The sequence below is a fragment of the Bradyrhizobium sp. USDA 4454 genome (genome assembly GCF_054822705.1).
Window position 1 is genome coordinate 8,012,142 of the sequence record NZ_JBTRCN010000001.1, and the last position, 15,539, is coordinate 8,027,680.

The 15,539-nt window shown below is 64.6% G+C and carries 13 protein-coding genes and 1 pseudogene; 10 read left to right on the forward strand and 4 right to left on the reverse strand.

Features of this window, described 5'->3' with window-relative positions; all coding sequences use genetic code 11:
- Positions 1–5: 5 nt before the first annotated feature.
- The 5 genes from nudC to ACVIW0_RS37345 all read left to right on the forward strand — a co-directional run bounded on the left by nudC (position 6) and on the right by ACVIW0_RS37345 (position 4,492).
- Positions 6–956: an NAD(+) diphosphatase gene (nudC, locus tag ACVIW0_RS37325; RefSeq protein WP_461356769.1), complete on the forward strand. Its 951-nt coding sequence runs from the start codon at positions 6–8 to the stop codon at positions 954–956.
- A 79-nt stretch (positions 957–1,035) separates the two neighbouring features.
- Positions 1,036–1,983 (forward strand): sugar kinase, encoded by a 948-nt coding sequence (locus tag ACVIW0_RS37330; RefSeq protein WP_461356770.1) that lies wholly within the window; start codon positions 1,036–1,038, stop codon positions 1,981–1,983.
- Between the two features lie 76 nt (positions 1,984–2,059).
- Positions 2,060–2,560, forward strand: coding sequence for an Lrp/AsnC family transcriptional regulator (locus ACVIW0_RS37335; RefSeq protein ID WP_461356771.1), 501 nt, complete (start codon positions 2,060–2,062; stop codon positions 2,558–2,560).
- A 187-nt stretch (positions 2,561–2,747) separates the two neighbouring features.
- Entirely contained in the window at positions 2,748–3,029 is a 282-nt protein-coding gene (locus ACVIW0_RS37340) for a hypothetical protein (RefSeq protein ID WP_461356772.1), read from the forward strand.
- Entirely contained in the window at positions 3,026–4,492 is a 1,467-nt protein-coding gene (locus tag ACVIW0_RS37345; protein ID WP_461356773.1) for a methyl-accepting chemotaxis protein, read from the forward strand. The genes ACVIW0_RS37340 and ACVIW0_RS37345 overlap by 4 nt, the downstream gene beginning before the upstream one ends.
- Before the next feature lie 165 nt (positions 4,493–4,657).
- Here the strand turns inward: ACVIW0_RS37345 and ACVIW0_RS37350 are convergent, their stop codons facing one another.
- Positions 4,658–6,157 carry a phosphomannomutase/phosphoglucomutase gene (locus ACVIW0_RS37350; protein WP_461356774.1) on the reverse strand — a complete coding sequence of 500 codons (1,500 nt, stop codon included), beginning with the start codon at positions 6,155–6,157 and terminating at the stop codon, positions 4,658–4,660.
- A gap of 497 nt (positions 6,158–6,654) precedes the next feature.
- Between ACVIW0_RS37350 and ACVIW0_RS37355 the strand changes: the two genes are divergently transcribed.
- From ACVIW0_RS37355 to ACVIW0_RS37365, 3 genes and pseudogenes are all read left to right on the forward strand, one after another.
- Positions 6,655–7,308, forward strand: coding sequence for a hypothetical protein (locus ACVIW0_RS37355; protein ID WP_461356775.1), 654 nt, complete (start codon positions 6,655–6,657; stop codon positions 7,306–7,308).
- Between the two features lie 21 nt (positions 7,309–7,329).
- Positions 7,330–7,477: pseudogene (locus tag ACVIW0_RS37360) on the forward strand (IS701 family transposase); the annotation flags it as partial.
- 20 nt (positions 7,478–7,497) lie between these two features.
- Positions 7,498–7,890, forward strand: a complete 393-nt coding sequence (locus tag ACVIW0_RS37365) for a hypothetical protein (protein ID WP_461334026.1) — start codon at positions 7,498–7,500, stop codon at positions 7,888–7,890.
- A 234-nt stretch (positions 7,891–8,124) separates the two neighbouring features.
- Here ACVIW0_RS37365 and ACVIW0_RS37370 read toward each other — a convergent pair whose 3' ends face one another.
- The 3 genes from ACVIW0_RS37370 to hrpB form a co-directional block, all read right to left on the reverse strand.
- Positions 8,125–8,637: a TIGR02281 family clan AA aspartic protease gene (locus ACVIW0_RS37370; RefSeq protein WP_461356776.1), complete on the reverse strand. Its 513-nt coding sequence runs from the start codon at positions 8,635–8,637 to the stop codon at positions 8,125–8,127.
- 323 nt (positions 8,638–8,960) lie between these two features.
- Positions 8,961–10,427 carry an NCS1 family nucleobase:cation symporter-1 gene (locus ACVIW0_RS37375; RefSeq protein ID WP_461356777.1) on the reverse strand — a complete coding sequence of 489 codons (1,467 nt, stop codon included), beginning with the start codon at positions 10,425–10,427 and terminating at the stop codon, positions 8,961–8,963.
- A gap of 177 nt (positions 10,428–10,604) precedes the next feature.
- A complete protein-coding gene (hrpB, locus tag ACVIW0_RS37380; protein WP_461356778.1) occupies positions 10,605–13,073 on the reverse strand; it encodes an ATP-dependent helicase HrpB in 2,469 nt (822 codons plus the stop codon).
- A 242-nt stretch (positions 13,074–13,315) separates the two neighbouring features.
- Here hrpB and ACVIW0_RS37385 point away from each other — a divergent pair, with 242 nt between their 5' ends.
- Together ACVIW0_RS37385 and ACVIW0_RS37390 are read left to right on the forward strand one after the other, a co-directional pair.
- A complete protein-coding gene (locus ACVIW0_RS37385; protein WP_461356779.1) occupies positions 13,316–14,407 on the forward strand; it encodes an acyltransferase family protein in 1,092 nt (363 codons plus the stop codon).
- Between the two features lie 235 nt (positions 14,408–14,642).
- A complete protein-coding gene (locus ACVIW0_RS37390; protein ID WP_461356780.1) occupies positions 14,643–15,254 on the forward strand; it encodes a sigma-70 family RNA polymerase sigma factor in 612 nt (203 codons plus the stop codon).
- The last annotated feature ends 285 nt before the right edge of the window (positions 15,255–15,539 follow it).

Genomic DNA, 15,539 nt, shown 5'->3' on the forward strand with positions numbered 1-15,539 from the left:
ATTCAATGTCCGCATCCGATTCATTTCCGCTCGGCCAGCCGGCCTTCGTCACCCATGTGCTGGACCGCGCCGCGCATCTGCGCAGCAATGAGGAAAAACTGTTCGCGCTGGAGGGCCACCGCGAAGCCCGCGCCTACGTGATCTATCGCGACTCGCTGGTGGTGAAGCAGGAGGCGGACGGCGCCCGCGCGCTGCTGTCGCTGGAGGAGGCGCGCAGCTACGGCGCCAATCCCGGCACGATCTTCTTGGGCCTGCGCGACAGCGCGCCGATCTTCGGCATGGGGATCGCGCCGCAGGCGGCCGAGAAGCTGGTCGGCCGCAGCGACGTCGCGATCACCGAATTGCGCGGCATGGCGATGCAGGGCGTGGTGCCGCCGGAGCAGCTGTCGGCGATCGCGATGGCGAAATCGATGGTGACCTGGCATCAGCGCCACGGCTTCTGCCCGAACTGCGGCACCCGCACCGCAATGAAGGACGGCGGCTGGAAGCGCGAATGCCCGAGCTGCAAGGCCGAGCATTTTCCGCGCACCGATCCGGTCGTGATCATGCTGGTCACCTCGGGCGACAAGGTGCTGCTCGGCCGCCAGAAGCAGTTCATGCCCGGGATGTATTCCTGCCTCGCCGGCTTCGTCGAGGCGGCCGAGACCATCGAGGACGCGGTCCGGCGCGAGATCTTCGAGGAAGCCGGGATCCGCTGCACCGACGTCAATTACTACATGACGCAGCCCTGGCCCTACCCGTCATCGCTGATGATCGGCTGCACCGCGCGGGCGACTAACGAGGACATCATGGTCGACCGCACCGAATTGGAGGATGCGCGCTGGTTCGACCACGCCGAGGCGACGCTGATGCTCAAGCGCCAGCATCCCGATGGCCTCGCCGGTCCGCATCCGTTTGCGATTGCCCATCATTTGCTCGGCCGCTGGGTGCACCACCGAAACCCGCTCGACCAATAGCGGGAACCGGACATCGTTCTGCCGATTAGACTGGTCACAGGTTGTGCCAGTTCACGGAACTATTGCGACGGATCCCTGCATGAATTTTCAAGACGGCGCCCCGAAAATCCCGCCCCGCATCCTCTGCATCGGCCTGCCGGTGCGCGACCTGACCTTCCGGGTCAATGTCCCGGCACGCGGCTCCAAGGAGAATGCGACGCATTTCGACGAGATCTGCGGCGGCAACGCGCTGAACGCCGCAATCGGCATCGTCCGGCTGGGCGGCCGCGCCTCGATCTGCGGTCCGATGGGCGATTCGCGGGAGACCTCGAGCCGCTACATCTTCGACAAGCTCGGTCAGGAAGGCATCGAGACCAACCATCTCATCCACATGCCCGATCTGGTGACGCCGATTTCGGCGATCATGATCGACGACACCGGCGAGCGCACCATCGTCACCTTCCGCGACCCGGAGCTGTGGAAGGTCAAGCTGCCGCCGACCGATCTACTGCTGGAGGATTGCGCGGCGATCCTGACCGAGAGCCGCTGCGCGCCGTTCTGCACCGAGCTGTGCGCCGAGGCCGTCAAGCGCGGCATCCCCGTGGTGGTCGACGTCGACCGCGCGATGTCGATGCGGGAAGGGCTGCTGACCGCCTCCTCCCATCTGGTGTTTTCCAGCGAACCGCTGCAGGAGACCGCCGACGTCACCGACGACGGCCAGGCGCTGCACAAGCTCGCCAAGCTCACCCCCTCGTTCCTGGCCGGCACCCGCGGCCCGATGGGCACGATCTGGCTTAATGAGGAGGGCGAACTCGAGGAGACCCCTGCATTCCCGGTCCATACCGTCGACACCCTCGGCGCCGGCGACGTCTTTCACGGGGCGTTTGCGCTGGCGATCACCGAGAAGCAGGAGCTGCGGCAGGCGCTGCGCTTCGCGTCCGCCGCCGCAGCGATGAAATGCACCCGCTTCGGGGGAGCTTATGCCGCACCGCAACGTGCTGAAGTTGAAGCGTTTTTGGGCGAACACGCCGAGACCCGGCCGGCCTGATCGGCCACGAGGCGCTTGCGCGAGAAGATTTTTCTCTATATGAGGGATATCGGTCCTTCATATGGAACTTTCTTCTATGTCCGAACTCGCCGTTCAGATTCATGACAATAATCGCCGCCTCGACGCCATCGATCGCAAGATCCTGACCGTGTTGCAGGAGGACGCCTCGCTCTCCGTCGCCGAGATCGGCGACCGGGTCGGGCTGTCGTCGACGCCGTGCTGGAAGCGCATCCAGCGGCTCGAGGCCGACGGCGTGATCCTGCGCCGCGTGGCGCTGGTCGACCAGAACAAGATCGGGCTCGGGATCTCGGTGTTCGTCTCGGTCGAGAGCGCGGACCATTCGGAAGCCTGGCTGCGCAAATTCGCCGATGCGGTCAGCGCCATGCCCGAGGTGATGGAGTTCTACCGGATGGCCGGCGACGTCGACTACATGCTGCGCGTCGTGGTCGCCGACATGCAGGCCTACGACGTGTTCTACAAGAAGCTGATCAGTGCCGTGCCGCTGAAGAACGTCACCTCGCGCTTCGCGATGGAGAAGATCAAGTCGGTGACGGCGCTGCCGGTGCCGGCGGCATAAGCGCCGGCGCAGACTCCATCAGATTCGACACGCCCCCAGGTAGCCGGCCTACATCGCATTTACCTGAAGTTAGCGCCGGCAGCGGCATTGTGCTGCGATGGTGCCGGGGGAGATCATCCCAGCGAGACGACGGCCCGCATGGCGAGGCGCGGCTGCACTGCTGATTGCGAGCTGGATCGCGATCGCAATGCTGTCGTTGCAGGTGCGTGCGGGCAGCGACGTGGTGGCCGTGGCTTTTCCGCCGTGGTGGCGCGCCGAGCGCGCACTGGCGGCCGCCGCATCCGCCAACGCGTCGATCGTTAGGATGACCGCGATCCCGGCCCTGCTGGTGGTGCGGCCTGACCGCAATGGCGGGCTCACCCGGCTGTACGAGGCCGGCGCCTTGCTGGCGATGGATCCGCAGGCGATCGCCGGCTGCTTCAAGGCGGACGACGATCTGGGGGTTGGGCGATCTGGGGGTTGGGAATGACCTTCGAAGGCGATGAGATGGCCACGCTGCGCGAGACGGCCAGCAAGATCCTGCTCGTGGTGCTCTGGCTGCACGTTCCGATCGCGGTCGTCGTCGGCCTGTCGCTGCACACCGACTGGCTGATCCCGGCCGGCTTCATGGTCGCGATGGCGCTCGCCGCGACGGTGTCGTGGCGCATATCGGGCAACGGCGTCTCAACGCAGCTGATCGTTGCCGTGGCCCTGATGGCCGGCGTGTCGATGCTGGTCTACCAATTCGCCGGCCACCGCTGGCAGGTCGACATGCACATGTACTTCTTCGCCGCGCTGGCCTGCCTGGTCGCCTATTGCGACTACCGGCCGATCGTCGCCGGCACCGTGGTGGTCGCCCTGCATCACCTGACGCTGAATTTCATCCTGCCGGCCGCGATCTATCCCGGCGGCGCCGATCTCGGCCGCGTCGTGCTCCATGCTGTGATCCTGCTGATCGAGGCTGGCGTGTTGATCTGGCTCGCGCACACGCTCGCCGAATTGTTCAGGACGTCGGCGCAGAAGGCGGCCGAGGCCGAGGCCGCCAGTGCCGCCGAGGCGCGCGCCAATGCCGAGCGGATCGAGGCCGAACGGGCCAAGCACGACCGCGATGCCGCGCGGCGCGAACTGGCCTTAGGCTTCGAGCGCAAGATCGGCGAGGTCGTCGAGGCCGTCGCGGTGGCGGCGAACGCGATGCAGGGCCTGTCGGCAACGATGAACGGCAGCAACGCGGAAACCATGCGGCAGGCCACGGCGGCGGCCTCCGCATCGACGCTGGCGTCGAGCAACGTCGAAACCGTGGCGTCGGCGACCGAGGAGCTGACGGCCTCGATCAACAGCATCGCCGAGCAGGTGACGCGCTCGGCTCGGATCGCCGCCAAGGCCGCCGACGAGGCGCGCCGCACCAACAGCGTCGTGCAGGGTCTTGCCGCGGGCACGCAGAAGATCGGCGAGGTGGTGACGCTGATCCAGAGCATCGCCAGCCAGACCAATCTGCTCGCGCTGAACGCAACCATCGAAGCGGCGCGCGCCGGCGAGCATGGCCGCGGCTTTGCGGTGGTCGCGAGCGAGGTCAAGGCGCTGGCCAACCAGACCGCCAAGGCGACCGAGGAGATTGCGGTTCAGATCCAGGATATCCAGAACGCGACCGGCGCGGCCGTCAGCGCGATCGGGACCATCGGGACCACCATCGCCGAAATCGATCACGTCTCCGGCGAGATCGCCGCCGCCGTCGATCAGCAGGGCGCGGCGACCCGCGAGATCTCCAGCAATCTGCAGCAGGCGGCCGACCGCACAAGGGACGTCAACAAGGGCATCCTCAACGTCAACCGCGCCTCCGAACAGGCCGGCGGCGCGACCGCGCAATTGCTCGATGCGGCCAACGGCCTGTCGTCGCAGTCGGAATGGCTGAAGACCGAGCTCGACCGCTTCCTGGCCTCACTGCGGGCGGCGTGAGCACCACCTCCCGAGCTGTCATCGCCCGGCTCGATTGACCTACCTCACTGTCGTCGCCCGGCTTGACTGAGCGATCCAGTATTCCAGAGACAGTCATTTTCAATGGAGAGGCCGCGGCGTACTGGATCACCCGCTTTCGCGGGTGATGACAGCAGAGCACGTGGCTCAAATCTTCTGATTGTATGCGCCGACCTCGGGATGGGTGCGCAGCACCGAATCCATCGCCTCGAACATGTCGCGCATGCGCTGCTCGCTGACCGGGCTCTCGACCACGACCACGAGCTCCGGCTTGTTGGAGGAGGCGCGGACCAGGCCCCAGCTGCCGTCCGCGACCGTAACGCGCACGCCGTTGACGGTGACGAGATCGCGGATTCTCTCGCCCGCGACCTGCGCGCCCTGCTGCTGCAGCGTCTCGAAGTGCTTCACGACCGCGTCGACCACGCCGTATTTCGCCTCGTCGGCGCAGTGCGGCGACATGGTCGGCGACGACCAGGTCTTCGGCAGCGCGTCCTTCAAATCGGCCATCGACTTGCCCGGCGCGCGGTCGAGCATCTCGCAGATCGCGATCGCCGACACCAGGCCGTCGTCATAGCCGCGGCCGAACGGCTTGTTGAAGAAGAAATGGCCGGACTTCTCGAAGCCGGCGAGCGCGCCCAATTCATTGGTGCGGCGCTTCATGTAGGAATGGCCGGTCTTCCAGTAGACCGTGTTGGCGCCCTGCTTCTGCAACACCGGATCGGTCACGAACAGCCCGGTCGACTTCACATCGACCACGAACTGCGCGTTGGCGTTGATCGCCGACATGTCGCGCGCCAGCATGACCCCGACCTTGTCGGCGAAGATCTCCTCGCCGGTGTTGTCGACCACGCCGCAACGGTCGCCGTCGCCGTCGAAGCCAAGCCCGACATCGGCCTTGTGCGCCAGCACCGCATCGCGGATCGCGTGCAGCATCTCCATGTCTTCCGGATTCGGATTGTATTTCGGGAAGGTGTGATCGAGCTCGGTGTCGAGCGGGATCACCTCGCAGCCGATCGCCTCCAGCACCTGCGGCGCGAACGCGCCCGCGGTGCCGTTGCCGCAGGCCGCCACCACCTTCAGCTTGCGCTTCAGCTTCGGCCGGTTGGTGAGGTCGGCGATGTAGCGCGCCGGATAATTCTCGTGGAACTGGTAGGAGCCGCCGGCCTTGTTGTTGAACGCGGCATTGAGCACGATCTGCTTCAGCCGCGTCATCTCGTCGGGGCCGAAGGTGAGCGGACGGTTGGCGCCCATCTTGACGCCGGTCCAGCCATTGTCGTTGTGCGAGGCGGTGACCATGGCGACGCAGGGCACGTCGAGATCGAACTGCGCGAAATAGGCCATCGGCGTCACTGCGAGCCCGATGTCATGCACCTTGCAGCCCGCCGCCATCAGGCCCGAGATCAGCGCGTATTTGATCGAGGCGGAATAGCCGCGGAAATCGTGACCGGTGACGATCTCCTGGCGGACGCCGAGTTCCGCGATCAGCGCGCCGAGCCCCATGCCCAGCGCCTGCACGCCCATCAGGTTGATTTCCTTGTTGAACAGCCAGCGCGCGTCGTATTCGCGAAACCCGGTCGGCTTCACCATCGGCTCGGATTCGAAGGCATAGGTGTTCGGGACCAGCGCGGATTTCGGCTTGGGAAACATCAGGAATAGCCTCGTGGGAATGCGGAGCAACAATGCCGCTGGCTTTAGCGAATGCATCGCCGCAGCGGAAGGCAGGATTGAGGGCTTGTGGCGAATAATTGCCACAGATTTGGCGTCGGCGAAATATCGGTTGACACGTCGGGCAACTCGCTGGCATGATCTGAAAATCAGAAATCATTGGAGCCCGCACCGGAAAATCCGCTGCGGGCTTTTTGAATCGGACAGGCCGCTGTCGGCCAATTCATTGCCGAGCGCGCCGAGATTGGCCGCCGCAGCGAACCAAACTGGCTGACAGCCAGGGGCGACCCCGCCAACGGACGGACGCCCGGCAAAGACGATCGGCAAGCCGAACCGGAAGCGACACTTCCGCGCCCTCGCGCAAGCCATCACTCAAGCACTTGCCTTCAACGACATAAAGCCAACCCAGCACTCTCCGCGAGGTGCGGCCACGCATGCGCTCGCTCGAAGGTGTCCGCAATACCTGTAGGTGATGATCAATGCCCAATTACTCTCTGGTGCCGGTGGACTATCAGCCGGATTTCGATGACTACTCGCTCGTTCCGGTGGACCACGATCCGTTCGCCGCGGATGGCGTAACTCAACAGGCGCAAGTTCAACAAGCTCAGGCCCAGCCGCAAGGCCTGCCGCAGCAACAGCCACCAACGGGAGCCGGTCAACCCAATGCCGATGCGCCGGCTGCAGGCGGTGATCCCAGCGGATCGGTGGGCGGCGGTATCGGCCCCGCTGGTCGTGTCCCCAATCCGACTTTGGATCAGGGCGCAGACAAAGCTGCTCCGCTTAGCGGCCACGCTAATCCGACGCCAACAGACTCTCTTGCATCAGACGCTGGCCCAATTCCCTTGCTTGAAAATGGCAAGGTTGACAGCTACTTTTACGCAAGAAACTCGACTGGCACCCCGCCAGAAGGCCCTCAGGTTACGACTGCCAACCGTAATCTCACAATCACGGCCACTGACAACGCCAAACCCACGGATTTCGGTGGGGTTTATGGACATACGCTAACGTTCTCAGAACCCGGTAGCAGTAATTTGAGAATAATCACCGCTGCCGACCCACCAGGTTTGTTGGTAGCGACCCCGGTTGAAGGTAATCCGAACCTCCTGAGTGTCAGAGAGTACAAGGGCTACTGAACAACCGCGGTCGAGGGGCGCATTGCCAATGTATTGTCGACAGCGGCCGAAAACACGCTGGCCAATGCCAAGTGGCAAAATGGGAGTTGGCGAAACGGGACCAAGGGCCTGCTGGAAGCTCGGTTCGCAGTGGATTCGCGTGCGCACCACTGGTGGTCCGTACCACAGGGGAAGACACAGAGAGGTCTTATGAAGCTTCTGAAGACCGGGGTACTCGCACTTTCGCTAACCGTGACGGCGACCGTTGGGCTGGCTGCCGATTACGAGATTTTCGCTGAATTTGCGACTGTAGAGACTGGGGTAAACCATTATGCTGTCGAACGCCTCGACCACAAGAACCAGAAGCTTCATCATTGCACCGCAGTCCTCGACGCCGAGACTAAGCAACTGACCGGTCAATGCACCGAGAGGCCCGGCTTTCCGGAGAAACCGACCGGCAAAGGACCTAACGTACAGGGAGGGATTTCAAACATTTTTGGCGGATTGCCAGTGTTAGGCTCTTGGAAAATTGATCAGACTACCGGGAAAACCGAGTTCTGTATTTCAGATCCCGCTCAGTGCGTGGAGGTAACTCCGCAATAGACGAAAAATGCCAAGCTGGCCCAGTCCCGGCGAAAGCCGAGACCCATACGCCGCAGCGGGTGTTGGGTTCGGGACTCGTCGTTCCGGCGTTGCTCACCAAAGACGGTCGGTGGTTATGGGTCCCGGCCTTCGGGCCCGAGATCAGCGCGTATTGATCGAGGCGGAATAGCCGCGGAAATCGTGGCCGGTGACGACCGGCTCGACACTCTGCGAAAGCGCCTCAGCCAATCGGCCTTATTGCTCCAGCAACAATTTGCCGTTGGCGTACTCGAAGCGCTTCAGCTTCGACAGGAAGGACAGGCCGAGCAGGTTTTCCGACAGCGCCTCATCCGGCAGCACCAGGGCGTCGACGTCGCGCACGGTGATGCCGCCGATCTCGACCATCGCGATGCGGGCGCGGGCGGCCTTGATGGTGCCGTTGGCGGTGGTGACGCGCGAGGTGTAGTCGCCCGGCACCGGACGCAGGCCGAAGCGCGCCGCCGAGGTCTCGTTCAGGGCTACCACGGAGGCGCCGGTGTCGACCATGAAATTGATGCGCTGGCCGTCGATCCGGCCATCGGTCGCGAAATGACCGCGCGGATCGGGCGCGATGCTGAGCGTGCGGGCGCTGGCCTGCGCCACCGTGACGGCGGGGGCGATGGTCTGCCTGGTGGTGGTCGCGGCGGCGGGCGGCATCTTGCTGGCCATCTGGGCCATGAAGGTGCCCAGCCCGATCAGGATCGCCGCGAAAATCATCAGGTTACGCATGACACCAACTCGGACAACCGAACACGCAATTTCACCACGCCGCACGCCCCGCCGCGAGCAAGCGCGGCAGCGCGAGCCTGCCATTTTGGCGAAAAGGATGAGCGAAGAGTTAAGATGATCGAGCAGAGGCGGCGGAAGTTCACCTCTCCCTTGGACAGGTCGGCGCGTAGCGCCGGGTGAGGGGGAGCGCTCTCTCGTTGGAGCCGTGGCCCCTCACCCGATTTGCTGCGCAAATCGACCTCTCCCCAATGGGGAGAGGTAAGCCCAGATCCCGATTCAACCCACACGGATCCTGCTTTGACGGACTTTCCGGCGGCTCGCCCTCAGGCCGCTTTCGCCACCGGGCTCGGCATCGCAGCGCGCAGCGCGTAATAGACCGCGCCCGCAATCGCGACACCGAAGAACCAGCCATAGACCGCCCACCAGTCCGGCAGGATCGAGGTGAAGTTCGGCAGCACCGACGAGAACAGCGCGCCGACGGCAGCCGCGAACAGCGCGCTAACGTTCCAGCCGTTCTGGAAGCGATATTCCCCGTCCTCCTGGTAGAGCGCCGGCACGTTCACGCGACCCTTCGCGATCAGGTAATAGTCGACCATCATGATCCCGTAGATCGGCCCCATGGTCGCGCCGATCAGTCCGACGAACGACGCGGCGCTGCCCTCCCAGGGCGCGAACGGGTACAGCACAAGCGCGATCAATGCTGCGATGTAGCCGCCCTTCTTGAAGTCGATGTGGCGCGGAAACACGTTGGAGAAATCGAACGCCGGCGAGACGAAATTGGCGACGACGTTGATGCCGAGCGTCGCCACCGCGAAGGTGACGGCGGCGAGCAGCGCCAGGAACCAGCTGTCGAACTTCGCCGAGATCTGGTCGGGATGCAGCAGCACCTCGTGATAGACGTTGAAGGCTGCGATCGTGGTGACGCCGGCAACCAGCGAGAACAGGATCAGATTGACCGGCAGGCCCCAGATATTGCCCTTGCGCAACGCGTTGACGTCGGGCGCGTAGCGCGAGAAGTCGCAGAAGTTGAGATAGAGCGCGGCGAAATAGGTGATCCAGGTCGCGGCGACCGCGCACAGCGCCGGGAACGAGCCGGGCACACCGGGCACGCCGGCCTCCTTGGTCTTCTCCAGCAGCACGTCCTGCGGGATCGGCGCGGTCAACGAGATGCCGCCGGCCGCGATGCAGAGATAGATCGCAAGGATCAGCATCATCAGCCAGACCGCGGGTCCCGCCCAGTCCTGGAAGCGCCGCACTGTTTCCATGCCGCGCTGGATGATCAAAAGCTGCAATGCCCAGATCACGACGAAGCAGATCACCTCGAGCGTGGAATGGCCGAGCATGTGGCTCGACTGGTGGAACGCCTTGAATCCGTCCATGCGCGTCAGCAGCGCGACGATCGCGCCCGAGGCCGCCGCGGTCTGTGCGCCGTACCAGAAGCAGGCGACGATGGCGCGCACCAACGCCGGAATGTTGGCGCCCCAGACCCCGAACGAGGCCCGCGCCAGCACCGGATAGGGCACGCCGGTCCTGACCCCGGCGTTGCCGATCAGGCTCATCAGCACGAAGATCACCAGCGAGCCGACGCCGATCGCGAGGATGAAGTTGACGAAGCTGCCGCAGAGCAGGAACAGGCTGGCGGCGAGATAATAGCCCCACAGGCTGTGCACGTCCGACGTCCAGACGTTGAAGATGCTGAAGGCGCCCCAGTTGCGTTCCTTGGCCGGCGCGAGGTCTTCATTGTACAGCGACGGCGATGCGTTCTTGATCTCCAGGTTCTTGAAGTTCATGGCGGCCTCCCCAATGTGCGAGCCCGTGATCCATCCCAGTATGCAAATCTAACCACCGTTTGCGGGTACTCGCCAGCGCAACCGATCAGGCGTGCCCCGGAAAAGGAGCTCGGTGTCGTCCCGGCGAATAAAGAGAATGCGATCTTCGGGCAACAAGGCGAAGCGTTTGTGCCGATATCAAGTCCCGCGCGGCTTCACGCGTCTGGTCGGCGTCGCGCTGGCGGGATCTTCAGGCCAGGGGTGGCGCGGATAGCGGCCGCGCAGATCGGAACGCACCGCGGCGTAGCTGCCGCGCCAGAAGCCCGGCAGGTCGCGTGTCACCTGCACGGGGCGCTGTGCCGGCGACAGCAGTTCCAGCACCAGCGGCACCGCGCCCTTGGCGATCGAGGGATGGCTGTTGAGCCCGAATAATTCCTGCAACCGCACCGCAATGGTCGGGCCCTGTTCGGCCTCGTAATCGATCGCAAGCTGCGTTCCGGTCGGCGCCTCGAAATGCGTCGGCGCCTCGCGATCGAGCCGCGCCCGCAATTCCCACGGCAACAGCGACATCAGCGCGTCCGACAGATCGCCGGCGGACAGATCCTTCAGCGCGGTCTTGTCGTAGAGTGCAGGCACCAGCCAGTCGTCGGCCCGCGCGGCAAGCGCGGTGTCCGACAGATCGGGCCAGCTGTCGTCCTCGGCCCTGCGCAGGAACATGACGCGGTCGCGCCATTGTTTCGCTTGCTTCGACCACGGCAACCGGTCGAGCCCCGCCGCGATCAGGCCGTCGGCGAAGATGCGCGCGGTCTCGGCCGATGGCGTGAGCGACATCGGCGCTTCCGAGAACGTGATCGCGTGCAGCGAGCGGCGGCGCCGCGCGCGCAGCGCCATCGCGCCGCGATCGAACGTCACCTCTTCGATCGTCTCGATCTGGTCGGCGAAACGCTGCTCGATCTCCTCCTGGGTGATCGGCGCCGCCAGCAGGATGCGGCCGCTCGCGGCCGTGCCGGTCAGCTCGGCGACGGCAATGTAAGGCAGCCGCGCCAACGCCGCGGTCTGCTCGACCGCTGCGCCGCGGCCATTGGCCAGCACGAAGCTGCCATTGCCGCGATTCCTGGCGACGCGATCCGGGAATGCGAAGGCCAGCATGACGCCGGTGGAGAGCACCTTCTGCTCACTCGCCGCGACCTTGACTTGCGAGGCCCAGCGCGCGGCCATGCTGCGCGCGCTCGACGCGCGCTGCGAGCGGTCGCGGCGGAACTGGTCGAGCCTGTGGTCGAGATCGACGCTGTCGCCGCCGAGCCCGCGCTCGGTCAGCACGGCGGCGATCTCGGACGCCTCTTCGCCCATGCCGAAGCGGGCGGAATCCACGATCATGCGCGCCAGCCGCGGCGGCAGCGCCAGCGCGCGCAGGCTCTGGCCTTCCTCGGTGATGCGACCGTCAGCGTCGAGCGCGCCGAGTTCGGTCAGCAGCGATCTCGCTTCCTTCAGTGCCGGTCCCGGCGGCGGGTCGAGAAAGGCAAGGCTTGCGGGATCGCTGACGCCCCATTGCGCGAGGTCGAGCACCAGCGAGGACAGATCGGCGGATAGAATCTCGGGCGCCGTATAGGCTGCCAGCGACGCGGTCTGCGGCTCGTCCCAGAGCCGGTAGCAGACGCCGGGCTCGATACGGCCGGCGCGGCCGCGGCGCTGATCGACCGAGGCGCGCGAGGCGCGCACGGTCTCGAGCCGGGTCAGTGCCATGTCGGGCTCGTAGCGCGGCACCCGCGCCAGGCCGGAATCGACCACGATGCGGACGCCCTCGATGGTCAGCGAGGTCTCGGCGATCGAGGTCGCCAGCACCACCTTGCGGATGCCCTTCGGCGCCGGCGCGATGGCGCGATCCTGCACGCTGGCATCGAGCGCGCCGAACAGCGGCACGATCTCGACCGAGGCGTCGTGCACGCGCTCGGCGAGGAACGTTTGGGTGCGGCGGATCTCGGCCGCGCCGGGCAGGAAGGCGAGCACCGAGCCGGTATCGGCGCGCAGCGCGGTCGCGATCGTCTCGGCCATCTGCCGCTCCACCGGCGCGTCGACCTTGCGGCCGACATAGCGGGTCTCGACCGGAAAGGCGCGACCCTCGCTCTCGACCACAGGTGCATCGCCGAGCAACTTCGCGACGCGGGCGCCGTCGAGCGTCGCCGACATCACCAGGATGCGCAGATCCTCGCGCAGGCCGGTCTGCGCATCGCGCGCCAGCGCCAGCCCGAGATCGGCATCGAGCGAGCGCTCGTGGAATTCGTCGAACAGCACCGCAGCGACGCCGTTGAGCTCGGGATCGTCGAGGATCTGGCGCGAGAAGATGCCCTCGGTGACCACCTCGATCCGCGTCGCGCGCGACACCTTCGATCCGAAGCGCACGCGATAGCCGACGGTCTCGCCGGGACGCTCACGAAGCGTCTTCGCCATCCGATCGGCGCTGGCGCGCGCGGCGATGCGGCGCGGCTCCAGCACGATGATCTTCTTGCCCCTGGCCCAGGGCGCATCGAGCAACGCCAGCGGCACGCGCGTGGTCTTGCCGGCGCCGGGCGGCGCCACCAGCACGGCGGCATTGTGGCGATTGAGCGTGCGGTCGAGCTCGTCGAGCACGGCGTCGATCGGCAGCGGGCTATCGAATTGGTGTCGCAAGCAGTCTCATCGCAGGCCACGGCCCTTGGCCAGCCAGCGTCCTGTGGTTAACGGGCGTCGGATTCTTCTTAGGATTTCCTGTTAAGATTTCTTGTTGCGATTTCCTGGGCTCTTAGACCATTCGCCGGGTCCAGGGAACCAGGAAAGGGCCCGGGTTAAGCTGGCACACCCCTTGTACTGATAAAGGAGAAAGCAACCGATCGGGCCGATGATGGTCCCGATCACGCCAAAACAGGACAAGGATGGCCACAAACGGCACAATCGCTGCGACAGATCGTTCCCTTGATCGATCACTTGATCAATCACCCGGGAACGCGGCCGCGCGCGTCGATTGGGTCGACTATGCCAAGGGCATCTGCATCATCATGGTGGTGATGATGCATTCGGTGCTGGGGGTCGAGAAGGCCGCCGGGCAGATCGGCTTCATGCATTATGTCGTGATGTTCGCCAAACCGTTCCGGATGCCGGACTTCTTCATGATCTCGGGGCTGTTCCTGTCGGTCGTGATCGGTCGCGACTGGCGCACCTATCTCGACCGCAAGGTGATGCACTTCGCCTATTTCTACGTGCTGTGGGTAACGATCCAGTTCGGCTTCAAGGCGCCGTCGCTGGCTGCCGAGGCCGGTTGGGCCGAGATCGGGCGGCAATACCTCACAGCCTTCGTCCAGCCGTTCGGCACGCTGTGGTTCATCTATCTGCTGCCGATCTTCTTCGTCGTCACCAAGCTGACCCGCAACGTCCATCCGCTCGCGATCTGGCTGATCGCAGCCGCTCTGGAGTCAGCGCATATCGCGACCGGCTGGTACGTGATCGACGAGTTCAGCGCCCGCTTCGTGTATTTCCTCACCGGCTATGTCCTGGCTGATTACGTGTTCGCGCTATCGGACCGTGCGCGGTCGCGGCCGACGCTTGCCCTGCTCGGGCTTGGGCTGTGGGCGCTCGTCAATGGCGGCCTGGTTGCATGCGGTGTCAGCGAATGGCCTGTTGTCTCGCTGGCGCTCGGCTTTGCCGGCGCTTGCGCGATCATCGTGACCGGCACGCTGCTGGCGCGTGCGCATTGGCTCGGCTTGCTGCGCTACTGCGGCGAGCATTCGATCGTGATCTACCTCGCCTTCTTCCTGCCGATGGCCGCGACCCGCACGCTGCTGCTGCGATTCGATGTCATCCCTGACATCGGGCTGATCTCGCTGATCGTGACCGTGGCCGGCGTCGCCGGTTCGCTGCTGATCTGGCGGCTGGCGCTCGCGGTCCGGGCCAATTTCCTCTTCGAACGGCCTGACGCATTCTGGATTGTCCCAAAAAAGGCGGCGCCCGCTTTGCAAGCGGCCGAATAGTGCCAAAAGTCACGGTCCGGAATCGTTCCCACAGGGGCGAATTCAGGCCGTTCGAATTTTCCACACGTTGAAATCACTAGCCTTTTGGTCCCGAATGTTTCGTCGTCCGGGCAGCGACGAAACAATTCTCCCGGTCACGAAACCATTTTCCGCTTTTCGCGCAGACATCCGGAAACGGGCGGTAACTAGCTTTCTCCCAACGAACCGCCGCCTAACGGCGAACTGGGAGCCTGTCATGCCGAACGTCATCGCCATCAACGCTGCAGCCACGAAGCATATCGATGCTGCCCGCGCGACCTCGGATGAAATGCTGCTCGCGCGTATCGCCAAGCATAACCGCACCTCGATGCACACGCTCTATGCCCGTCACAACGTCCGGGTTTACCGCTTCGTGCTCCGCATGGTGCGCGACACCACGATGGCCGAGGACCTGGTCAGCCAGGTGTTCCTGGACGTCTGGCGCACCGCGGCCCAGTTCGAGGGCCGCTCGCAGGTCTCGACCTGGCTGCTGTCGATCGCCCGCTTCAAGGCGCTGACCGCGCTGCGCCAGCGCAAGCATGAGGACATCGACCAGGAAGACGTGCTGGAAATCCCCGATGGCGCCGACACGCCGGAAACCTCGCTCGATCGCGCCACCACCAGCGAGATCCTGCGCGCCTGCGTGGCCAAGCTGTCGCCGGCGCACCGCGAGATCATCAACCTGGTCTACTACCATGAGAAGTCGGTCGAGGAGGCCGGGCAGATCATCGGGATCCCGCAAAGCACGGTGAAGACCCGCATGTTCTATGCCCGCAAACAGCTCGCCGACCTCCTCCGGGTTGCCGGCGTGGACAGCGTCGCGGCATAAACAAACGAAGTTTCAGATACTTGGAGGCAAGTGGCGCGATCCTGGCAATTGTTCACGAAGCCGAAAAAGTCCGGCGACGAAACAATTGAAACAATCGACGACATCACCCGGAAAAACGCGATCCCTATACCCATATCCAACGACGCAACCCCAACCCAAGTTACTGACTCAGTTTCGATACCTCTCTAGTTCTAACCTCCCAAGTCAGCCTCCAACGACCCGGCCGGGATGCCCCCCAGCCGGGTCGCTCTGTTTTTGGCGCGCGGTTGTGAGGCCGAGCGCGCC